Origin of the sequence: Agrobacterium tumefaciens, assembly GCA_025560025.1 — a bacterium.
In the GTDB taxonomy this organism is placed as follows: Bacteria; Pseudomonadota; Alphaproteobacteria; order Rhizobiales; family Rhizobiaceae; genus Agrobacterium.
Map to the genome: position 1 here is coordinate 2,104,377 of CP048485.1, position 19,807 is coordinate 2,124,183.

22 protein-coding genes are annotated in these 19,807 nt (G+C 60.0%); 9 read left to right on the forward strand and 13 right to left on the reverse strand.

The annotated features are described in order from the left end of the window. Window positions 1–188: 188 nt before the first annotated feature. From FY152_10330 to FY152_10355, 6 genes are all read right to left on the reverse strand, one after another. Window positions 189–1,307 carry a branched-chain amino acid ABC transporter substrate-binding protein gene (locus FY152_10330; protein ID UXS32466.1) on the reverse strand — a complete coding sequence of 373 codons (1,119 nt, stop codon included), beginning with the start codon at window positions 1,305–1,307 and terminating at the stop codon, window positions 189–191. Between the two features lie 119 nt (window positions 1,308–1,426). Beyond that, window positions 1,427–1,780 carry a hypothetical protein gene (locus FY152_10335; GenBank protein UXS32467.1) on the reverse strand — a complete coding sequence of 118 codons (354 nt, stop codon included), beginning with the start codon at window positions 1,778–1,780 and terminating at the stop codon, window positions 1,427–1,429. Between the two features lie 168 nt (window positions 1,781–1,948). Then, the gene (locus tag FY152_10340; protein ID UXS32468.1) at window positions 1,949–2,677 is read right to left on the reverse strand and encodes an ABC transporter ATP-binding protein; all 729 of its coding nucleotides are present in this window, start codon (window positions 2,675–2,677) and stop codon (window positions 1,949–1,951) included. Next, a complete protein-coding gene (locus tag FY152_10345; GenBank protein UXS32469.1) occupies window positions 2,677–3,543 on the reverse strand; it encodes an ABC transporter ATP-binding protein in 867 nt (288 codons plus the stop codon). The genes FY152_10340 and FY152_10345 overlap by 1 nt, the downstream gene beginning before the upstream one ends. Then, entirely contained in the window at window positions 3,543–4,940 is a 1,398-nt protein-coding gene (gene livM / locus FY152_10350; protein ID UXS32470.1) for a high-affinity branched-chain amino acid ABC transporter permease LivM, read from the reverse strand. The genes FY152_10345 and livM overlap by 1 nt, the downstream gene beginning before the upstream one ends. A 4-nt stretch (window positions 4,941–4,944) precedes the next feature. Continuing rightward, window positions 4,945–5,847, reverse strand: a complete 903-nt coding sequence (locus tag FY152_10355; GenBank protein UXS32471.1) for a branched-chain amino acid ABC transporter permease — start codon at window positions 5,845–5,847, stop codon at window positions 4,945–4,947. Between the two features lie 343 nt (window positions 5,848–6,190). Between FY152_10355 and cysQ the strand changes: the two genes are divergently transcribed. The 4 genes from cysQ (at window position 6,191) to FY152_10375 (ending at window position 9,412) form a co-directional block, all read left to right on the forward strand. Beyond that, window positions 6,191–6,967, forward strand: coding sequence for a 3'(2'),5'-bisphosphate nucleotidase CysQ (cysQ, locus tag FY152_10360; GenBank protein UXS32472.1), 777 nt, complete (start codon window positions 6,191–6,193; stop codon window positions 6,965–6,967). Between the two features lie 410 nt (window positions 6,968–7,377). Then, on the forward strand, window positions 7,378–8,421 hold the full coding sequence (locus FY152_10365) for a DUF2793 domain-containing protein (GenBank protein ID UXS32473.1): 1,044 nt from the start codon (window positions 7,378–7,380) through the stop codon (window positions 8,419–8,421). Window positions 8,422–8,612: 191 nt separating this feature from the next. Next, window positions 8,613–8,888, forward strand: a complete 276-nt coding sequence (locus FY152_10370; protein UXS32474.1) for a DUF1153 domain-containing protein — start codon at window positions 8,613–8,615, stop codon at window positions 8,886–8,888. 242 nt (window positions 8,889–9,130) lie between these two features. After that, entirely contained in the window at window positions 9,131–9,412 is a 282-nt protein-coding gene (locus FY152_10375) for an N-acetyltransferase (GenBank protein ID UXS32475.1), read from the forward strand. 249 nt (window positions 9,413–9,661) lie between these two features. On the opposite strand, the gene FY152_10380 is transcribed toward FY152_10375, so the two are convergent. Both FY152_10380 and FY152_10385 read right to left on the reverse strand, forming a co-directional pair. Then, window positions 9,662–9,865 carry a DUF1059 domain-containing protein gene (locus FY152_10380; protein ID UXS32476.1) on the reverse strand — a complete coding sequence of 68 codons (204 nt, stop codon included), beginning with the start codon at window positions 9,863–9,865 and terminating at the stop codon, window positions 9,662–9,664. A gap of 319 nt (window positions 9,866–10,184) precedes the next feature. Then, window positions 10,185–10,535: a flagellar export protein FliJ gene (locus tag FY152_10385; GenBank protein UXS32477.1), complete on the reverse strand. Its 351-nt coding sequence runs from the start codon at window positions 10,533–10,535 to the stop codon at window positions 10,185–10,187. A 481-nt stretch (window positions 10,536–11,016) separates the two neighbouring features. On the opposite strand from FY152_10385, the gene FY152_10390 reads away from it, so the two are divergent. Beyond that, the gene (locus tag FY152_10390) at window positions 11,017–11,721 is read left to right on the forward strand and encodes a response regulator transcription factor (GenBank protein UXS32478.1); all 705 of its coding nucleotides are present in this window, start codon (window positions 11,017–11,019) and stop codon (window positions 11,719–11,721) included. Between the two features lie 138 nt (window positions 11,722–11,859). Further along, the gene (locus FY152_10395) at window positions 11,860–12,375 is read left to right on the forward strand and encodes a GNAT family N-acetyltransferase (protein UXS32479.1); all 516 of its coding nucleotides are present in this window, start codon (window positions 11,860–11,862) and stop codon (window positions 12,373–12,375) included. Between the two features lie 56 nt (window positions 12,376–12,431). Here the strand turns inward: FY152_10395 and FY152_10400 are convergent, their stop codons facing one another. From FY152_10400 to FY152_10410, 3 genes are all read right to left on the reverse strand, one after another. Next, the gene (locus FY152_10400; GenBank protein ID UXS32480.1) at window positions 12,432–13,478 is read right to left on the reverse strand and encodes an alpha/beta fold hydrolase; all 1,047 of its coding nucleotides are present in this window, start codon (window positions 13,476–13,478) and stop codon (window positions 12,432–12,434) included. Between the two features lie 134 nt (window positions 13,479–13,612). Continuing rightward, window positions 13,613–14,140: a GNAT family N-acetyltransferase gene (locus FY152_10405; protein UXS32481.1), complete on the reverse strand. Its 528-nt coding sequence runs from the start codon at window positions 14,138–14,140 to the stop codon at window positions 13,613–13,615. 89 nt (window positions 14,141–14,229) lie between these two features. Next, window positions 14,230–14,877 (reverse strand): histidine phosphotransferase, encoded by a 648-nt coding sequence (locus FY152_10410; GenBank protein UXS32482.1) that lies wholly within the window; start codon window positions 14,875–14,877, stop codon window positions 14,230–14,232. A gap of 251 nt (window positions 14,878–15,128) precedes the next feature. Here FY152_10410 and FY152_10415 point away from each other — a divergent pair, with 251 nt between their 5' ends. Together FY152_10415 and FY152_10420 are read left to right on the forward strand one after the other, a co-directional pair. Next, the gene (locus FY152_10415; protein UXS32483.1) at window positions 15,129–15,725 is read left to right on the forward strand and encodes a DUF1134 domain-containing protein; all 597 of its coding nucleotides are present in this window, start codon (window positions 15,129–15,131) and stop codon (window positions 15,723–15,725) included. Window positions 15,726–16,001: 276 nt separating this feature from the next. Beyond that, window positions 16,002–17,231, forward strand: coding sequence for a hypothetical protein (locus FY152_10420; protein UXS32484.1), 1,230 nt, complete (start codon window positions 16,002–16,004; stop codon window positions 17,229–17,231). Window positions 17,232–17,425: 194 nt separating this feature from the next. Here the strand turns inward: FY152_10420 and FY152_10425 are convergent, their stop codons facing one another. Beyond that, window positions 17,426–18,280 (reverse strand): RNA methyltransferase, encoded by an 855-nt coding sequence (locus FY152_10425; protein ID UXS32485.1) that lies wholly within the window; start codon window positions 18,278–18,280, stop codon window positions 17,426–17,428. Beyond that, the gene (locus FY152_10430) at window positions 18,270–18,662 is read right to left on the reverse strand and encodes a hypothetical protein (protein UXS32486.1); all 393 of its coding nucleotides are present in this window, start codon (window positions 18,660–18,662) and stop codon (window positions 18,270–18,272) included. Before FY152_10430 ends, FY152_10425 begins: the two co-directional genes overlap by 11 nt. A 38-nt stretch (window positions 18,663–18,700) precedes the next feature. Between FY152_10430 and FY152_10435 the strand changes: the two genes are divergently transcribed. Beyond that, window positions 18,701–19,723: an RluA family pseudouridine synthase gene (locus FY152_10435; protein ID UXS32487.1), complete on the forward strand. Its 1,023-nt coding sequence runs from the start codon at window positions 18,701–18,703 to the stop codon at window positions 19,721–19,723. The last annotated feature ends 84 nt before the right edge of the window (window positions 19,724–19,807 follow it).

A 19,807-nucleotide genomic window follows, 5' to 3' on the forward strand; every position in this document is an offset into this window, starting at 1 on the left:
GCGCCACCGGCAAATGTTTTCAGGAGCAAGCCTTGTTGCTTCAGGCTGCATGCCTCTCACACTCGACGTCATCCTCGGGTCAAGCCCGAGAATGACAAGACCATAAAGGTCTAAGCAGGTCACTTGACCCTAAAACAAAAAAGCCCGGCATCGCTGCCGGGCTTCGATAGGCAATTATCCAGTAAGACTCACGTCCCCTGCTGGAAGTAGCTGAACTTGCCGTCCGGGCCCTTCTTCCACTCGTACATGACGTAACCGGGAAGCTTCGGGTCGCCCTTCTCGTCGAAGGAGATGTCGCCGAGCGCGGTCGGGAAGGTGCCCTTCTTCAGAGCTTCGGCAACCTTTTCCGGCTCAACCGAGCCGGCAGCCTTGGCAGCGCCGGCAATCGCCTGCAGGGCGGCGTAGGAGTAGAGGGTGTAGGCTTCCGGGTTGAAGCCGGCGGCCTTGAACTTCTCTACCAGTTCCTTGTTTTCAGGACGCAGCGTCGGATCGGGACCGAAGGTGTTGAGCGTGCCTTCGACAGCGTCGCCGGCGATGGAAGCGAGTTCGTTCGAGACGATGCCGTCACCCGAGATGAGCTTCGCCTTCAGGCCCTGATCGGCCGCCTGGCGGATGATCAGACCGGCTTCCGTGTGCAGGCCGCCCCAATAGATAACCGTGACGCCGGCTTCCTTCATCTTCGAGATCAGCGCGGAGAAGTCCTTGTCGCCGACATTGACGCCTTCATACATGGCTTCCGTCAGGCCGGCCGCATTGGCTGCCTTCTTGGTTTCGTCGGCAAGGCCCTGACCATAGGGGGTCTTGTCGTGAATGATGGCGATCTTGGCGTCCTTGTAGTGGTCGGCCAGATACTTGCCGGCGATGCCGCCCTGCTGGTCGTCACGACCGCAGGTGCGGAAGGTGTTCCACAGGCCGCGCTCGGTGAAGACAGGGTTGGTCGCGGCAGGCGTTACTTCGAGAATGCCGTTTTCGGCATAAACTTCGGAAGCAGGAATGGAAACGCCGGAGTTGAAGTGGCCGACGACGAATTTCACGCCATCAGCAACGAATTTGTTGGCAACCGAGATACCCTGCTTGGGGTCGGAAACGTCATCGCCCAGCACGATCTTGATCTGTTCGCCGTTGATACCGCCGGCAGCGTTGATGTCTTTCGCAGCCTGCTCGGCACCCTTCTGAAGCTGAGCACCGAAAGCAGCGTTCGGGCCGGTCAGCGGGCCGCCGACAGCGATCAGGACATCGGCCCAGGCCGAACCGCTGAAGGCGACCATGGCGGTCAGCGCAACGGCGGAAAGAAGAGACTTCTTCATTACTTTACTCCCAGTTCCTTTGGATGGGTTGGTTACTAGGGCCTGTTCAGTACCCACCTTCACTGAACAGGAAACTGTTCCACTCTGACGAGCATTGTGCAGCCGGACGAATCCGACTGTCAATCCTTCTTCTTATAGGAGAATGCCGACGTGCGATCGTAAAGCCAATAGTAGTTATTGACCATCTGGTTCGTCCGGCGCATGCGGAAACCGATGCTGGAAAAGACCAGAAGAAGAACGACGTCAAACACATAGTAAAAACCGTTTATGAACGGTCCGTTGAAGAGCGCGTGATGCAGAAACCGCATGACGAGCCCCAATGCCAGCGTGTAGATGACCACACGCGGGTAACCACCCCAGCCATCGGCGACGGATTTTCCCGCGCGCCAGGCGGTCCAGAAACCCAGAAGAACAACCAATGCGCGCAGAATATAACGCACGCCGCTATCGGTCTCGAAAAAAAGGCCCTGCATCTCTTTCCCCATCAGTGCCGGGCGCGATGCGCCAGCCCTGCCTTGTCTGTCGTCCCGCCGTTTTCCCGGAGGGCATTTTATTGTTTACATCCCGCCGTTTGCCCGAGGGCCCGGCGGGATGCTGTTTGCAATCTTGCGCCGCAAAATTTTCGGCGCAAGTAAAATCTTTCAGTGCCGGCCGCCTTCCAGATAGGCGGCGCGCACCTGCGGATCGGCAAGCAGCTCCCTGCCCGAACCGCTCATCGTCACCTTGCCGTTGACCATCACATAGGCGCGGTCGGAAAGCTTGAGCGCGGCAAAGGCGTTCTGCTCCACGAGGAAGACCGTCAGCCCCTCCTCCTGGTTGAGTTTTTTGATCGCTTCGAAGATGCCCTTGACGATCAGCGGCGCGAGACCCAGCGACGGTTCGTCGAGAAGCAGAAGCTTCGGCCTTGCCATCAGCGCGCGACCGATGGAGAGCATCTGCTGCTCGCCGCCGGAAAGCGTGCCGCCGCGCTGGCTCTGGCGCTCTTTCAATCGCGGGAACATGACGAAGATTTTCTCGACGTCCTCTTTGAAATATTTGAGGTTGTCGAGATTGGCGCCCATCTGCAGGTTTTCCAGCACCGTCATGCGCGGGAAAATCCGGCGGCCTTCAGGCGACTGGGCAATGCGTTTGCGGGCGATCAGATGGGTGGGCAGACGGGTAATATCCTCACCGTCGAAAGTCACCTGGCCGACACGCGCCTGCGGGCTGCCGCAGATGGTCATCATCAGCGTCGACTTGCCGGCGCCATTGGCGCCGATCAGGCTGACGATCTCACCCTTGTTGACTTCGACATCGACACCCGCCAGAGCACGGATATTGCCATAATAGGTTTCGACACCCTGAACTTTAAGAAGCGGTTCACCGGACATCAGGCCGCTCCTCCGTCGAGTTCTTCCGCAATCACGTCTTCCACTTCATCATCCTCGACACCCAGATAGGCGGCGATGACCTTGGGGTCGTTCTTCACATGGTCAGGCGAACCGTCGGAAATCTTCTGGCCATATTCGAGAACCACGACATGGTCCGAAATCTGCATCACCACCGACATGTCGTGCTCGATCAGAAGCAGAGACGTCCCCTCGTCGCGGATACCGCGCAGCAGCGCGTTGAGCGCCAGCGATTCCTTCGGGTTGAGACCCGCCGCCGGTTCATCGAGGCAGAGAAGTTCCGGCCCCGTGCACATGGCGCGGGCGATTTCCAGACGGCGCTGTGCGCCATAGGGCAGGTCGCCGGCCGGATCATCGGCGCGGTCGGTCAGATCGGCCTTGTCCAGCCAGTATTTGGCTTTCTCGATCGAGTTGTTGACCGCCTTTTTGTAAGCCGGCAGGCCAAGAAGGCCGAGAATGGTGTAACCCGACGCCTTCATCAGCGCATTGTGCTGCGCCACGAGCAGATTTTCCAGAACCGTCAGACCCGAGAACAAGCGGATGTTCTGGAAGGTGCGTGCCACCTTCGCCTTCTTGGTGATTTCGAAATCCGGCAGCCGCTCCAGAAGATGCGCCTCGCCATTTTGCTGACGCATGGTGATCATGCCCATCGTCGGCTTGTAGAAGCCGGTGATGCAGTTGAAAACCGTGGTCTTTCCCGCACCGTTCGGGCCGATAAGCGCCGTGATCTCTCCGCGCTTCGCCTCGAAGGAGAAGTCGTTGATGGCCATCAGGCCGCCGAAGCGCATCGAGAGATGTTCGACCTTGAGGATCGTATCATTTGCCATTGTTGTCGTTCCGGAAGCCATCAACCGTGACCTTCCTTGGTAAAGCTGCCGGAGACGGCCTTGCGTTCTTTGAGGAAGGCCGTGGGTTCACGCGAGCCGACGAAACCGCGCGGTTTGAACAGCATGACGATGACCATGGCGAGACCGAACAGCAGCATGCGGTAAAGTTCCGGCGTGAAATCGGGCCCGAAGACATGCTTCAGGAATTCCATTTCACGCAGCGCCTCGGTGCCGCCAACCATGACCAGCGCCGCAATGGCGATGCCCGTGAGCGACCCCATGCCGCCGAGAACGACGATGGCGAGGATGACAGCCGATTCCAGGAAGACGAAGCTTTCCGGCGACACGAAACCCTGACGCGCGGCGAAGAACGAGCCGGCGAAACCGCCGAACATGGCGCCCGTCGCAAAGGCGGTGAGCTTGGTGATGACGGTATCGATACCGAGCGAACGGCAGGCGATTTCGTCCTCACGCAGCGCCTCCCAGGCGCGGCCGATCGGCATGCGGCGCAGCTTGATGGTGACATAAGCCGTCAGCATGCACAGAAGCAGGATCACGTAGAACAGGAATATCTTGTAATAGGCGGACGACATCGACAGGCCGAAGGCCTTGGCGAAATTGTTCGACGCGCCGACATCGAAGGACCAGATGCCGAAGACGGACGCCTTGGCGATGCCGGAAATGCCGAAGGTGCCCTTGGTCACTTCCGTCCAGTTGAGCAAGACAAGGCGGATGATCTCACCAAAGGCGAGCGTGACGATGGCCAGATAGTCGCCGCGAAGCCGCAGGACCGGGAAACCGAGAATGATGCCCCAGAAACCCGCAAGAATGCCGGCAACCGGCAAAAGCACCCAGAAGGACAGGCCGAAATGGCTTGAGAGCAGCGCATAGGAATAGGCGCCGACGGCATAGAAGGCCACGTAACCGAGATCGAGCAGGCCAGCGAGGCCGACGACGATGTTGAGGCCCCAGGCCAGCATCACGTAGATGAGGATCTGGATGCCGAAATTGTCAACGAATTTCAGCGAACCCTGAAAGCCGAACAATTGCACGGCGATCACGGGATAAAGCAGCAGCAGAACCAGCGCCAGCTTCAGGAAGTGCTTGTGGAAAAAGCCTTTTTCCTCGGAAATTTCCAGAATGCCGCTTTTGGCCTTGGCAAGCTTGCGGCGATCCAGCGACGGCTTGATGAAGCCCACCATCAGGAAACGGCCGACGGCGGCAACGCCCACGAAGACCGCCAGCAGGCCCCAGCGGGTGCCCCAGATGAGCTGGTTGTTGATGTCCTGATAGGTGACGATGCCGACGTAGAGAATGAACATGCCGAGCGAGACGATGCCCGCAAAGATGCCTTCCTTCACCGCCGTTGCCATCAGGCTCGGGTTGGAAGTGTCGTGTTCGGAAGCGATATTGGTCATGGTTTCAAACCTTCTCGACTTCCGGACGACCGAGAATGCCGGTCGGCTTGAAGATCAGCACGAAAGCCAGGATGCCGAATGCCGCGACGTCCTTGTAGGCAATGGAGAAATAGGCCGACCAGAGCGACTCGATGAGCCCGATCAGCAGACCGCCGAGAACAGCGCCCGGAAGCGAGCCGATACCACCGAGAACGGCCGCCGTGAACGCCTTGACGCCCGGAATGAAGCCGTCATTGAACGAGGCGACGCCGTAATACATCAGATACATCGTGCCTGCGACCGAAGCGAGCGCCGCACCCATGATGAAGGTGATGGAGATCGTCTTGTCGACATCAACACCCAGAAGCGCCGCCATCTTGCGGTCCTGTTCGGTGGCGCGCTGCGCCCGTCCGAGCGGTGTCTTGTTGACGATGTACCAGAAGGCGAAGAGCAGCACGGATGTCACCACCATGATGATGAGCTGCTTCAGCGAAACGGTGATCGCACCGAGATGGTAGCTTTCCGTCACCAGCGACGGGATCGGCTTGTTGCGCGGACCCTGCGTGACCTGGATGAAGTTGGACAGCGCGATCGACATGCCGATGGCGGTTATCAGCGGCGCCAGGCGGAACGAGCCGCGCAGAGGCCGGTAGGCGACGCGCTCGATGACCCAGTTCCACAATCCGGTCATCAGCATGGCGATGACCATCATCAAAAGCAGAAGAAGCGCCACCGGAATGCCGGCGACAAAAGATGTCACGACCAGAAAAACAATCAGCGCGGCGAAACCGCCAAGCATGAAAATATCGCCATGGGCGAAGTTGATCATGCCGATGATGCCGTAGACCATCGTATAGCCAATTGCGATGAGGCCGTAGATCGATCCAAGAGTCAGCCCGTTGATGAGCTGCTGGATAAAATACTCCATGTCTTTCCCCTGGGCATGACCTCTGATGAGCCACGCCTCGTTATGTTAATTATAGGGGAGCCCTCGCAAGCTTACCCCCAACACCAAAATGCATATCGTGTTCGTTAAAAATGTGAAGTCAAAAACGGGCGATCCTGCACAAAATTTGGAATTTCCACACCAGTTGCCCGTTTCCCGATCAAAAGAGCCATGATTTCGGCAGGAAGTGCTAAAAAAATAGCGACTGAATGCCTATTTTAGCCCTGTCGGCCGCCATTGTTTGACGGATGACGGCCAAAGGAGTAGCCAGGTTGTATAGCAAGGTCCCGCCACGGGGTGGCGATGGGATGGCAACGGCAAAGAGATGATCGACATATTGACGAAAGCGGCGCTGGACGCCGGGCAGGCGATCATGGCGGTCCATCGCGCCGGCCCGAATGTGTCCTATAAGGATGACTGCTCGCCGGTAACCGAGGCCGACCAGCGCGCCGAGACGATCATTCTTCAGGCGCTGGCCGCCAATTTTCCCGAAATTCCCGTTGTCGCCGAAGAGGCGGTCTCGAACGGCATCCTGCCGGAGACGGGCAAGGAATTTTTTCTGGTCGACCCGCTGGATGGAACCAAGGAATTCATTTCCGGCAAGGACGACTTCACCGTCAATATCGCCCTGATCAGAAACGGCGTTCCGGTGGCAGGCGTCGTCTACGCCCCCTGCCGCGGCCAGGCATGGACCGGCAAGGACGACAGTGCCGAAAAACTCGCAATATCAGGCGAAGGTGCGATCCTGGCGCGCCATCCCATCCGGGCCCGCCAGCGCGGCGCATCGCCCGTAGCGCTGATCAGCCGCTCGCACTGTACGGCAAAAACGGAAGCCTTCGTCGCCGAACACGGGCTGAAAGACTGCATTTCCGTCGGCTCCTCGCTGAAATTCTGCATGCTGGCGGAAGGGGCGGCCGATATCTACCCCCGCTTCAGCCGCACCATGATGTGGGATACGGCCGCCGGCGATGCCGTGCTGCGCGCCGCCGGCGGCAGAACGCTGGATTGCGACGGCCAGCCGCTTGCCTATGAGGTGAGAGGCGACGGCGAGGATGCGCTGGCCAATCCGGATTTCATCGCCGAAGGGGCGATGGCGGGGTAACCCCGAGAATACTTCATCTCTGGGAACTGCCGCGACGCGCGGTATCAGATTTCTGTTTTGGTAAGCTTCGCGTATGGGGCTTCACCCCCCTCTGCCCTGCCGGGCATCTCCCCCTCAAGGGGGGAGATCGGCAAGGAGCTTTACCACCATTTTAGCCTCGAACGTCGAGATGGGCGAAACGTCGCCGCGAGTCGATCTCCCCCCCTTGAGGGGGAGATGCCCGGCAGGGCAGAGGGGGGTAAGCCCCATACGCCGAAGCCAGAACATCGCCTCTCCGTCCGATGCCGTTCCCGCAAACACAGAAACCACCCCAGCTCCCATCAAACCGAAATAATCTCATCCCCGTTCATCCCCGCCCTGCCCTGCCGCATCAAAATCACGGCAGACGACACGAGCACGGAAAAACCACCATGACGGAACAGACGGCGAGACTTCGGCTTCCCTACATCCTGCCCTCCCAGGCGCAAAAACACGTGACCCACAATGAGGCGCTGCAACGGCTGGACGCGATCGTCCAGCTGGTCGTCAGGGGCGTGGTCGCCGCACCGCCCGAAACTGCGCCGGAGGGGAGCTGCTTCCTGCTGTCCCCGGACGCCACGGGAGACTGGGCGGGCAAGGGCGGAAGGCTCGCCTTCCGGCAGGATGACGCCTGGCTCTCGATAATGCCGCAGCCAGGCTGGACGGCATGGTTTATCGACGAGGGAAAATATCGTGTGTTGCGGGAGGGCGCATGGCAGGACATGCCGCTGCCCGCAACCGGCACGTTCCAAAGGCTGGGCATAGGCACCGAGGCCGATGCCAGCAACCGCCTGGCGCTCGCCGCCCCTGCCAGCCTTTTCACCCACGGCCAGGAGAATGGCAGCCATCGCATGGCGATCAACAAGGCAGCGAAAGCCGATACCGCATCGCTGCTGTTCCAGTCCGGCTGGAGCGGCCGGGCGGAAATGGGCCTTGCCGGCAGTGACGGCTTTGCAATCAAGACCAGCGCCGATGGCACCACTTGGCATATAGCGCTTTCATGCAGCGCCGACGGCCGCGTCTCGCTGCCCAACCGGGCCGTGGTTCTGGCAGGACTGCCGGCGGGCACGACAAAACCGGCCAACGGTTCGGCAGCGGGTTTTTCGCTGCTCATCATCGATGAGGGCGGTTTTGCGCTCGGCGACCCGGTTGGCACGGGCGGAGGAAGGGAATTGATCGTTCCTGCAAAGGGTCTTTATCTCGCCATTCTGTCGCTTGCCGTGGCCTCCTCCTCCGGCCACCGGGTTTCGCTGTCGGTCAACGGCGCGGCAGGCAATTGCAGCATTGCCGGAAACGCCTCCAGCGCCGGCGCTTCACAATCGGCCACCTTCATTCTTCCCCTCAATGCCGGGGACCGCCTGCGGCTGCAGCATGAGGGATCGGCGGAATTTACCCATGGCAGCGGAAAAACGTGCCTTTCGCTTGCGGCGCTGTGAGGGAAACAACCGATGGACGATAAAAAATGCGATTTCTGGAAAAATTTTTCCCCCGCAAAATAAGGCGACTCGAACAAATCAGGCGAAACCGTTCAAATTCTTAATAAATTGTCTAGAGCTGCTTAGGCAATTTTTAAAGGTACGGGGCTAAAGTTCCCGTCATATGGTCTTGAGTTTGTATAGAGTGTCCAATGACCGAAATGATACGCCCACGAGTTAAATATGTCATCGGCCCCGATGGCAGCCCTCTGACGATTGCGGATCTTCCGCCTGCCAATACCCGTCGCTGGGTCATTCGCAGAAAGGCGGAGGTGGTTGCAGCGGTTCGCGGAGGACTTTTGAGCCTCGAGGAAGCCTGCGAGCGTTATACGCTTACCGTTGAAGAATTCCTGTCCTGGCAGTCCTCGATCGCCGATCATGGCCTTGCAGGCCTGCGCACCACGCGCATTCAGCAATATCGCCACTGATATTGCGCCCGCGCGGCAACGCGCCAAAGCCGAATTCTCAAAAACGCCCCGCCGGATTATCGACGGGGTTTTCGGTTTGATTTCGGATTTCTCCCCGCAAGGCCTGTCCTGGTTCGGTGAACCCCTCCTTCGGTAAAACCATTGTCGCCGGTTTGTGTCCGCTGCGTTCTCTTTCCCGCTGTTTCAATTCGGGCGCGAGCCGTTACAGTGGAAACAACGAACGCAACAAGGAGGCGAAAACCATGGACATTCTCAGCACCGAAACCGGATCGCACGGCGAATATTCGGCAACCGTCGAAGGCCACAAGGCCGAGATGACCTATTCCCGCACCTCCCCTTCGCTGATCATTATCGACCATACCGGCGTGCCCGATGCCCTGCGCGGCAAGGGCGTCGGCCAGGCGCTCGCGGCCCACGCCATCGACGAGGCCCGCAAGGGCGGCTGGAAAATCATTCCGCTCTGCCCGTTCTTCAAGGCCCAGACGCTGCGCCATCCTGAATGGGCGGATGTTATAAACGGGTAAGGGCGCTTAATTCTGTAAAAGGGCAGAATATTCGCAAACGTCGCGGCATATTTCTTCTCCCCGAGGGGGAGAAGGTGGCCCGAAGGGTCGGGTGAGGGGGCAACGTTGCCGGATATCTCTACCCTCGCCCCCTCATCCCGCTGCCGCGGACTTCTCCCCGGCGGGGAGAAGAAGCAAGCGGCATACGCCCCGGTCTCTCGCAACCCCTTCCCATCTTGCGTCATTCATAAGTACGCGTCGGTCCTCCCGTCACGCCACCTTCAGCGGCGGCATTCCGGCATGCATGCTCCTGCGGATTTCCTCGCGGAATTCAGCCGTGTCCTCGGCACCGTGCACTGCCACGGCATGCTGAACGGCCGCTTCCATCAGCTCCTCCGGCGTATCGGCGGAGATGGCGATGGTGCATTTGCTGTCACTGGGGAATTCGCGGCAATCGATATATTGGCGAGCCATTTCTTCCTCCCTGCTGTTACCGCCCGTGCCCACCCGCGCGGGGATATTCGGGACGCGCGCGTAAAACCTCCGGTTCATGATCGGAACCCCGTTAAATTACGCCTTTCCCCCATCCCGGACAATTGAAAACACCGAAATGCCCGCCCAGGGCCCCCGGAGGAAACCTGACCGGAAAAACCAGGCGCAGGAAAAACAAAAGGCCGCCTCAAAGGGCGGCCTTTTGTTAAAAAAATGCATGGCGTCCCGTCATTGAAAGCCGCCTCCTGATCCACCGGCAGCCGTCAATGAGGACGATCGTTCATCGAATTTGCGCCGGTCGTCAGGCGCGGGCGCGGATCGCTCCGTCGCGGTTTTCCAGTGCCGCGGCCTTTTCATATTCGGCCTGCACCTCTTCCAGCGAAGCTTCGGCGGCTTCCTGCTGGGCCTTCAGCTCGCGGATCGAGACCTGAAGATTATCGGCCCGCTGGCGCGCGGCCTTGGCGAAGGTCGGATAGGCGAAATGCGTCGGATCGGTAATGCCCGACTTGCTCTCTTCCAGAGATATCTGATGCACCAGTTCCTTTGCCATCCGCTCGAACTCGGACATCATCTGCTGCAGCTGGTTAAGCTGCCGGCGTTTTTCATTAACCTGAAATTCCTTCAGGCGAACCAGGCTGTCACGCGACTTCATACGCAATACTCCATGGATAGCGAGACCCGGATCAAAAAGGCACTATGCCCCCCTGATCGGCCCGTTTAACCCGCCCGTTCAACCGGCCGGGTTAACCCGTTGTGCCGGAATGATTCCCAAAAGTTACCCGGCGTTAATAAAAAACCGCCGCCGTTAACCTTTCGTTTACGGGCATCGTTAATGATAAACACGATCATTTAAGGGTCGGTAAATGCCAGGTCCAAAAAAACGGGCCAGACGATGTAAGAGTCGATTGAATCACTTAGCGGGAAATCCTCACGTTGAGCTTCAATTTTGGCGATGGTGGATTCACGTGCAAAAACAGCGAAATGCCTACTTTGCTTAATAAATTCGATACACCTTGCCAAAGGCAATTAGAATTTGTTAACCATTTGGTGGCAGCCTGCAAATCAGGCAACGTCTGGATCCGCATCGCGCGAGGCAATGTTTTACCGGTTCGCGGGCGGCAAAGGGGATAATTATGCGGGTTCTACTTATTGAAGACGACAGCGCGACAGCGCAGAGCATTGAACTGATGCTCAAGTCGGAGAGCTTTAACGTCTATACGACCGACCTCGGTGAGGAAGGCGTGGACCTTGGCAAGCTCTATGATTACGACATTATTCTTCTCGATCTCAACCTGCCCGACATGTCGGGTTACGAGGTCCTGAGAACCTTGCGCCTTTCCAAGGTCAAGACGCCTATCCTCATTCTCTCCGGCATGGCCGGCATCGAGGACAAGGTTCGCGGTCTCGGCTTCGGCGCTGACGATTACATGACAAAGCCCTTCCACAAGGATGAGCTTGTTGCCCGCATTCACGCAATCGTCCGCCGTTCCAAGGGCCACGCGCAATCGGTCATCGCCACCGGCGAGCTGATCGTCAATCTCGATGCCAAGACGGTTGAAGTGGGCGGCCAGCGCGTTCACCTGACCGGCAAGGAATATCAGATGCTCGAGCTGCTTTCGCTGCGCAAGGGCACGACGCTGACCAAGGAAATGTTCCTGAACCACCTCTATGGAGGCATGGACGAACCGGAACTGAAGATCATCGACGTCTTCATCTGCAAGCTGCGCAAGAAGCTCGCAAATGCCGCAGGCGGCGCAAACTACATCGAAACCGTCTGGGGCCGCGGCTATGTTCTGCGCGAGCCGGATGGCGCCACGGAATTCCTTGAAACCGCCTGACCCCTCAAGGACAGGACAGTTTTTAAAAGACCCGCTGGCGACAGCGGGTTTTTTGTTGTGATTTCAAGGGAGAAGCAACAGCGTCATCCGAATGTAATGACAAGGGCCTAGCTACGCTCCCAAAAAGGACGAAGGCACATGAACCACCCTATCCCCACGCTTAAGACTGAACGCCTGACGCTGCGCCCATTGGTCATGGAAGACTTTCCCGCCTATCAGGACTTCATGGCGTCGCCGCGCTCCATTGGCGTCGGCGGGCCATATGACCTCTGGAAGACATGGGGCGTATTCTGCCACGATCTGGCCAACTGGTACTTTTTCGGCCACGGCGCGCTGATGATCGACCGTGGTGACACGGGTGAATGCATCGGCCAGATCGGCATCAATCACGGCCCGCTCTTTCCCGAAAAGGAACTCGGCTGGCTGCTTTACGATGGCCACGAAGGGCGCGGTTATGCTGCGGAAGCCGCTGTGGCAATGCGCGACTGGGCCTTCAAGACCCTGAACCTGCCAACCCTCGTCAGCTACGTCTCGCCGCAAAACAGCAAATCAGCGGCTGTCGCCGAGCGCATCGGTGGCGCCCTCGATCCGTTGGCACCACGCTCCGATCCCGAAGACCTCGTTTATCGCTATCATCCGGCCAACGCAGCTTGAAAGATCGGGACGTCTCACGACCATCACGCCGCGTGGAGACGTCCCGGACACCATTGTTAACGCATTTCGACTTTCAGGAAGCCGGTAATTGCTTCCGCCATTTGCACATGGATGGCTGTGCGGTCCCGGCCTCCCCCGTCGCGGCAGACGAAACCTTCACCCGGCGAAAGCTCCTCCACGATTTTTTCGCCATTCGGTTTGCAAATCTGCATGAAGCTGAAATGGCTGGCGTCCGGTATTTCCCGATAGAGGGTCGTCGCCTTCGGCAAATAGCGGGCGATATAGTCGGAATCGGCCTTGATGGCGGCAATCTCGGGTGTCTCGACACCCGCAGCCAGAACCAGAACCGGAACGTCCACACCTTGCAGCGACTCCGGCAGAAAACCGGAAGCCGGCCCGAGATCGAGCGCGATGGCCGCCCGGATACGAACATCGCTCAAATCCATCGAAAGGCGTGGATCTGCCTTGCCATCGCCGACGATCCCCACCTTGGCCAAAAGCCGGGGCGCCTTGCATTGCGGCGGCGCTTTCTCTCCATGGCAGTCCCTTAAGGCAAGTTCCGCGCTATAGCGGGCCCCGACCAGCTCCATCGCGGTCCAGCCTCCGAGAGAATGCCCGATCACGGCAATACGCTTGCTGTCGATCTTGCCCGCAAGCTGATCACTGTCGAGCAGCGCCGTCAGCGTCCTGCTGATGTCGCGCGGCCGCTCCCAGAGGGGAACGATCTCCGTCGCATTCTCTTCGGTAAATGATTCGCCGTTATGATCCGGCGCGGCCACGACATAACCCTGCTGAACAAGTTCGCCGGCAATCCAGTTCAGATTGCGCCAGCTGCCGCCAAACCCGTGCGACAGCAGCACGAGAGGACGCGCGCCGGCCAGGAGAGGGGCGGACGGCTGAACGTCGAGACCGTAAAAGGCCGCGTTCTCGCCCACGACCTCGCTTTTGCCCGAAGGCGCCGCCGGATACCAAAATGAGACGGCAAGCGCTCTCGCGCCGGCCCCGTCAGGCAATTCTATCTGCCTGAAACCGATGGCGCTTTGCGCCACTGCCGCCGGAGCGGTGAAAAAAATGACGATTGCTGCCAGAAGAGAGTGACGCATGGGATGCTCCAGAAGTTGATCTGGGCCAACCCCTGCCGCAAAACGCCTCCGCCTGAGACCTCAAACAGGTTTCAGGACGCCCTCAAACGCGATCGAGACAGCATCTTCACCGGACCGCCTCAGGAGTAAGAGCGCTAGGCCGCAGACAACCGCTCGAAAAGCCGCACGGGACTGTTCCGAAACATCGTATCGCGAAACGGCTGAAAGCCGAATCGGGCGGCAATGGCCAGGGAGGGGCTGTTCAGCGGATCGATCATGCAAACAGTCCGCTGCGAAATCCCGCGACTGTCGAACCATCCGGTTGCAGCCGCCACCGCTTCAGTCGCGGCACCCTTGCCGGCCAGTTCCCTGTCGATTTTCCACATCGCCTCCGGCACGCCGTCAAAATCCGCCCCGTTTCCGCGGCGCATATGGGCAAAACCCACCTCGCCCACGATGCGCCCCGTCTTTGCCTCCTCCACGACAAAGGGACCGAAGCCGAAGGCGGACCAATGGCCGATGAAGCGCAGGAGACGGGCAAAAGCGAGTTCCGCATCCAGCGGAGTAATCGATTTGACACCATCGATAGGCAGGACATCCGCGCCCCAGAAGGCGCAATAAAGCGCTTCATCCCCGATGGCATGCGGCCGCAGGATGAGGCGGGCGGTTGTCAGGCGTGTCATGAACGTGCTCCCCAAAACGGAAAAAAGGCCGGTGCGTCGGCAGACGCAGCCCGGCCCTTTCCTGAAAAATCATGCCCGCAATTGAACGGTCACTCGGCAATCGTTTTCGCGGTGAAGACGATGCGATCCTCATGCACCTTGTATTCCACCGCCATATTGGCCTCTTCGGCCAGAAGCAGCGTGTAATAGGGCTGCACGGAATGGGCGTCGACGGCCTCTTCCAGCCTGCCTTCGTAAATCTCGGAGAATTTGGCCGGAACGCGCATCATCCGGCCCTTGACGGTGATTTCGAACTTGGCGTCACCGTCGGGGCTTTCCAGCAGCACATCCACATTGCCGCCGCGTGGGATCGCGCCATAAGCGACGAGGAAGAGGTTGAGCAAGAGTTTGACACGATTCTTCGCAACGATCGCGCGTGGACCGTTCCAGCTGACTTCGGCCTTCTTTTCGGCGGCGGCGAAATCCTTGGCGGCTTTTTCGGCCTCGCCCGTATCGATCGAAGCGCCGGCGGAACCCGACGCACCGAAAGCAAGGCGGGCGAACTTCAGCCGCACGGATGCGTTAAGGGCTGACGTGCGGATGAGATCGAGCGCATCGTCATCCGTGCCGCCCTCGTCCAGCAGTTCGAGGCCGTTATTGATGGCGCCAACAGGAGAAATCACATCATGGCACACACGGCTGCACAGAAGAGCCGCCAGATCGGGACCGGACAGCGTGATATTGAGTTTGCTCGTCATAAAATTCTCTCCTGCGCAAGGGAGGCGCGGACGGTGTGGAAATTGTTAAGCCATAATGACACCATATTTGGTAAACCGATTGTTAATAGGATGGTTTCAAAATGCCAAATGCCTTAACAGGCCACATTGGAGCCCCGTGTATCCGCTAGGACGCACGACAGATGCTGTAGAACTTTGACTCTACGCGCCGGCCCCTGCGAAAACCGATTCGGTTTTTCGGGCTGATGCGTTAACAAAACAGACGGACGGACATGACGATGCGCCTTACGAAAACCCGCACCATTGCACGCCTCGGACTGGGAAAGATTGTCGCGCTCCTTGCGAGCCTCCTGATGTGGGTCGCACCGGCAGCGGCCCAGAACAGCGATCAATATTCCATGCAGGAAGTCGTGGATGCAGGCCACGGATTCTTCGGTGAAACCACCGGCGGCCTTGCCAAGGTGGTGGAGCGCGCCTTCCAGCAATACGGCCTTCCGAACGGTTACATTCTCGGCCAGGAAGGCTCCGGCGCCTTCGTTGCCGGCCTCACCTATGGCGAAGGCACGCTTTACACCAAGAATGCCGGCCAGCACCCCGTCTTCTGGCAGGGTCCGTCGCTCGGGCTTGATTATGGCGGCCAGGGCACCCGCGCCATGATGCTGGTCTACAACCTGCCCTCGGTCGACGCGCTTTACCGCCGTTTCGGCGGCGTCAGCGGCTCGGCCTTCATCGTCGCCGGCGTCGGCATGACCTATCTGAAAAGCAGCGACGTGACGCTCGCCCCCATCCGCACCGGCATCGGCGCGCGCCTCGGCATCAATGTGGGTTATCTGAAGCTCACCCAGCAGCCGACTTGGAACCCCTTCTGATAAGACGGGACGGTGCGGCATCTTTCTTCTCCCCGAGGGGGAGAAGGTGGCCCGAAGGGTCGGATGAGGGGGCAACCTTGCCGTATCCCTCTACCCTTGCCCCCTCATCCCGCTGCCGCGGACTTCTCCCCCCCTAGGGGAGAAGAAACAAGCGGTGCCGACACCGCCTGTGCAATTGCCGGGAGCCCCCTCCCCACGGTTGCAATAATAGCGTAACGTGCTTTCGCGCCCCTCTTTCCGAATGCGCGCGTATCTGAGTTTCGGAGACTGTCCCGCGTGATCGAATATGCCATTCTTTTCGGATTGGGTTTTCTCACCGCAACCCTGCTGGCCCTGTTGATCGCACCCGCGATCCATCGCCGCATCGTCGCCTATACGGAAAACCGCCTGCGCGCGACCATGCCCATAAGCCCGCAGGAAGTGCGCGCCCAGAAAGACATGGCACGCGCGCTGTATGCGGCCGAAAACGCCAAGGTCCGCCAGGAACTGGACACCGAACGGGAGAAAAACACCTCGCTGCGCCTCGCCAACGAGGCTGCCTCCAGCGATGCCTACCGCCTTGGCGAGCAGAATCGCGGCTTTTCCCTGAAAATCGAGGAACTGACGCTGGAGATCGGCGAATTGCGCGCCGCCCTCGATGCCAGCGAAGAACGCGCCGGCACCATACAATCGAACCTTCTGCAGCAGGAACAGGCCGCAAACGAGCGCGCCACGCAGATGTCGGACCTCACCGCCCGCCTGACCAACCTGACGCGCGAACTGGATGATTCGAAAATCACCGCCGCGACCCGCGACCTTGAGGCGGAACAGGCCAAGCAGAGCGCCACGCGGTTCCGCAAGGAAGGCGAGACCGCGACCCGCGAATTGCAGGACGTGGCGGCGCGCAACAAGGAAGCCATGACGGCGGTTGCCCGCGAAAGCCGCAAGGTCACCCGGCTGGAAGAACAGGTCGCGACCGTCATGGCGAAAAACGCCGATCTCGATACGATGCTGACGCTGCGCAACCAGGAGGTCGCCCGCCTCAAGGAACAGCTGGCCGCAACCGGCGGCCGCAGCAACGACATGATCATCCGCCTGCCGAACCCGGCCGTGCCGGTTGAGAAAACGGTTAACCCGCCGCAACCGGCGGCCCCGGCCCCAGTCGCCGCGCTTGAAACCGCACCCGCCGCCGAAGAAGAGGCGGCACCGGCAATGGCCGCAGAGGAACCAGCCCCCCCGGTCGTGACGGAGCCAGCGGCGTCGCAAGGTCTGGAGCAGGAAATCGAGGATATCCGCAATCAGGGAACGGCGCTCACCGAACGCCTGCTGAACGTGCGCGGCACCGGCAATGACGAACCGATCCGCCGCGAAATCGCAAGGATTGCCGCCGAGATGATCGCGCTCACCGCCGCGCAGGAGGGCGAAAAATCGCCCATTCCGGCGCTGCTCGCCAAGGCCTCTGGCTCATCGGGGCGGGAGAGCCTTGCGACGCGGGCGAAGGTGGTGATGGAAAAGCGGAAACACTAGGCCCCCGGCGGGTGTGGTTTACCCCGCTCTGCCCTGCCGGGCATCTCCCCCTCAAGGGGGGAGATCAGCTGGGAGCTAACCCTCGCTCATTCGCAACGTTAGAGATGGTCTGAAGAGTGCCGCATATCGATCTCCCCCCTTGAGGGGGAGATGCCCGGCAGGGCAGAGGGGGGTAAGCCGCATACGCCTCGGCATCACACCCGCCCTATCGCCCCCGCCATCTGATAAAGCGCCAGCCCCGAAGCCGTCCCCGCATTCAGGCTGTCCAGCTGCGGCGACTGGGCAATCCGCGCCGTGTGAAAACGCGAGAGCACCGATTGCGGCAACCCCTCGCCTTCCGTGCCGATCACCAGCGCCATGCGCTCGGATCGGGGAATGTTGCGAATCTCGGTCTTGCCATTGGGCGAAAGGCTCCAGATCGCAAAACCGGCCTCCGAGAGCCGCTCCAGCATCTCCACCGCGCCGCCGCCGCGATGATAAGGAACCGACAGAACCGAACCGACGGACACCCTGAGTGCCTTGCGATAGAGCGGATCGCAGCACGTCTCGTCCAGAAATACCGCATCGGCATAAAACGCCGCCGCGTTACGGAACATCGCACCGAGATTATCGTGGTTGGAAATGCCGCAGCCCACGAGCACCAGCGACGAGGCGGGAAGCGCCGCCGTCATCTCCTCCAGCCCGCGATCCTGAACCCGCCGCCCGAGCGCCAGAATGCCGCGATGCAGGTGGAACCCAACAATGCCATCCAGCACGGGCGCTTCGGCCACATAAACAGGAACATCATCAGGGAAATCGGCAAGGATATCGGCGACACCGGCAAGCCGGTTGCGAAGGATGAGGATGCTTTCCGCCGCAAAGGCGCCGCCCGCTTTATGGGCGGCGGCCAGCATGCGCAGCACCACCGTGCCTTCGGCAATGAAGCGACCCTGACGCCCGGTCAGGTCGCGCTCGCGAATATCGCGAAAGGCGGCGATGCGCGGATCGGCCGGGTCATCGACCGGGATCAGCGCCCGGCCGTCCGGCAGGTTATTGGCCTCACTGGCCATCGACCGTTACATCGGCGAGGAACCGGCCGGCCGCGACGTTGAAGACCAGCGCCTTGCGGGTGCCATTGGCCAGCCTGCCATAAAACAGCATGTCGCCGCCGGAATAGCTGACATTGTCGATCACAAAGCCCTGCGGCAGGCTGGCGGTGACGGCCAGCGGCCCATTGCCGGTGGGAACCGCGAGGTTCGGCGCTTCGCTCTGCGTCTGGACGGCCTTCGACGGCCCCATCGCCTTGTAGACAACCGCACCGAAGACGGCCATAAGGCTGATAAACATCACGGAGCCCGACACGATCTGCAAACGGATCATCTTGCGGCGAACTTTTTCCATGGCCGGATCAAGCGGCTTGTCTTCCTGTTCGTCTTGCTCGATCTGCGTCATCGGGTTCCCTGAAATGCTGATGGATCGGAAAAATAAGAATGAACGACCCCTTTAAACAAGGCGGAGACGCAAGGAAAGTCCTGATTGCCGGGGAAGACGCCGAAGGCCGCCTGGATTCCTGGCTGGCGGGCGAAGTCGGCGGCGATCTGTCACGCAGCCGCATCAAGGCGCTGATCGAGCAGGGCGCGGTTCTCGTCAACGACAAGCCGGTGACGGAGCCGAAAAAGAAGGTGCATCCGAAAGACCGCATCGAGATCGTCATGCCGGAGCCGGAAGACCCCGAGCCGCAGGGCGAGGATATTCCGCTCGACGTTGAATATGAAGATGAAGACCTGATCGTGCTCGTCAAGCCGGCCGGTCTCGTCGTGCATCCGGGTGCCGGCAACTGGACCGGAACGCTGGTCAATGCCCTCATCCATCATTGCGGCGACAGCCTTTCCGGCATTGGCGGCGTCAAGCGGCCGGGCATCGTGCACCGGCTGGACAAGGAAACCTCCGGTGTCATGGTCGTGGCGAAAAACGACAATGCCCATCGCCATCTCGCTGCGCAATTTGCCGATCACGGCCGCACCGGACCGCTGGAGCGGGCCTACAAGGCCGTCGTCTGGGGTCGCCCGCGCACCCTGCGCGGCACCATCGACGCCGCACTCGGCCGCGGCGCAGACCGCACCAAACGCGCCGTCAAGCGTGAGGATGCCGATGATGCCCGCGAGGCGATCACCCATTACGAGGTGATGGAACGTTTTCACGAACGGTCCGACGCTTCCTGCCTCGCCTCCATGGTGGAATGCCGGCTGGAGACGGGCCGCACGCACCAGATCCGCGTGCATATGGCCCATATCGGCCATCCGCTGATCGGCGATCCCGAATATGGCGCGGCCTTCCGCACCAAGGCGAACCTGCTTGAAGAGCCGGCCAGAAGCACCGTCAACCGCTTCCCGCGACAGGCGCTGCATGCCTATCTTCTGGCCTTCGAACACCCCCGCACCGGCGAAGTGATGGAGTTCGAAACCGACATGCCGGATGACATGCAGGAGTTGCTTACCGCCCTGCGCAGCTGAAAACCTGCATGGCGCGGTCAAAAAAACCGCGCCTCCCATCTCGCCGGAAGCCTCGGATAATAAAAAAAGATTAGCGGATAGCGA

What these genes read in the sequence shown, in the direction of transcription:
- FY152_10410 (UXS32482.1), bottom strand. Translation starts at nt 14,877, where the DNA reads ATGACGAGCAAACTCAATATCACGCTGTCCGGTCCCGATCTGGCGGCT.
- FY152_10340 (UXS32468.1), bottom strand. Translation starts at nt 2,677, where the DNA reads ATGTCCGGTGAACCGCTTCTTAAAGTTCAGGGTGTCGAAACCTATTAT.
- FY152_10330 (UXS32466.1), bottom strand. Translation starts at nt 1,307, where the DNA reads ATGAAGAAGTCTCTTCTTTCCGCCGTTGCGCTGACCGCCATGGTCGCC.
- FY152_10425 (UXS32485.1), bottom strand. Translation starts at nt 18,280, where the DNA reads ATGGCCAGTGAGGCCAATAACCTGCCGGACGGCCGGGCGCTGATCCCG.
- FY152_10355 (UXS32471.1), bottom strand. Translation starts at nt 5,847, where the DNA reads ATGGAGTATTTTATCCAGCAGCTCATCAACGGGCTGACTCTTGGATCG.
- FY152_10430 (UXS32486.1), bottom strand. Translation starts at nt 18,662, where the DNA reads ATGACGCAGATCGAGCAAGACGAACAGGAAGACAAGCCGCTTGATCCG.
- FY152_10370 (UXS32474.1), top strand. Translation starts at nt 8,613, where the DNA reads ATGACCGAAATGATACGCCCACGAGTTAAATATGTCATCGGCCCCGAT.
- FY152_10435 (UXS32487.1), top strand. Translation starts at nt 18,701, where the DNA reads ATGAACGACCCCTTTAAACAAGGCGGAGACGCAAGGAAAGTCCTGATT.
- FY152_10395 (UXS32479.1), top strand. Translation starts at nt 11,860, where the DNA reads ATGAACCACCCTATCCCCACGCTTAAGACTGAACGCCTGACGCTGCGC.
- livM (UXS32470.1), bottom strand. Translation starts at nt 4,940, where the DNA reads ATGACCAATATCGCTTCCGAACACGACACTTCCAACCCGAGCCTGATG.
- FY152_10375 (UXS32475.1), top strand. Translation starts at nt 9,131, where the DNA reads ATGGACATTCTCAGCACCGAAACCGGATCGCACGGCGAATATTCGGCA.
- FY152_10385 (UXS32477.1), bottom strand. Translation starts at nt 10,535, where the DNA reads ATGAAGTCGCGTGACAGCCTGGTTCGCCTGAAGGAATTTCAGGTTAAT.
- FY152_10365 (UXS32473.1), top strand. Translation starts at nt 7,378, where the DNA reads ATGACGGAACAGACGGCGAGACTTCGGCTTCCCTACATCCTGCCCTCC.
- FY152_10405 (UXS32481.1), bottom strand. Translation starts at nt 14,140, where the DNA reads ATGACACGCCTGACAACCGCCCGCCTCATCCTGCGGCCGCATGCCATC.
- FY152_10345 (UXS32469.1), bottom strand. Translation starts at nt 3,543, where the DNA reads ATGGCTTCCGGAACGACAACAATGGCAAATGATACGATCCTCAAGGTC.
- cysQ (UXS32472.1), top strand. Translation starts at nt 6,191, where the DNA reads ATGATCGACATATTGACGAAAGCGGCGCTGGACGCCGGGCAGGCGATC.
- FY152_10380 (UXS32476.1), bottom strand. Translation starts at nt 9,865, where the DNA reads ATGGCTCGCCAATATATCGATTGCCGCGAATTCCCCAGTGACAGCAAA.
- FY152_10335 (UXS32467.1), bottom strand. Translation starts at nt 1,780, where the DNA reads ATGCAGGGCCTTTTTTTCGAGACCGATAGCGGCGTGCGTTATATTCTG.
- FY152_10415 (UXS32483.1), top strand. Translation starts at nt 15,129, where the DNA reads ATGACGATGCGCCTTACGAAAACCCGCACCATTGCACGCCTCGGACTG.
- FY152_10390 (UXS32478.1), top strand. Translation starts at nt 11,017, where the DNA reads ATGCGGGTTCTACTTATTGAAGACGACAGCGCGACAGCGCAGAGCATT.
- FY152_10400 (UXS32480.1), bottom strand. Translation starts at nt 13,478, where the DNA reads ATGCGTCACTCTCTTCTGGCAGCAATCGTCATTTTTTTCACCGCTCCG.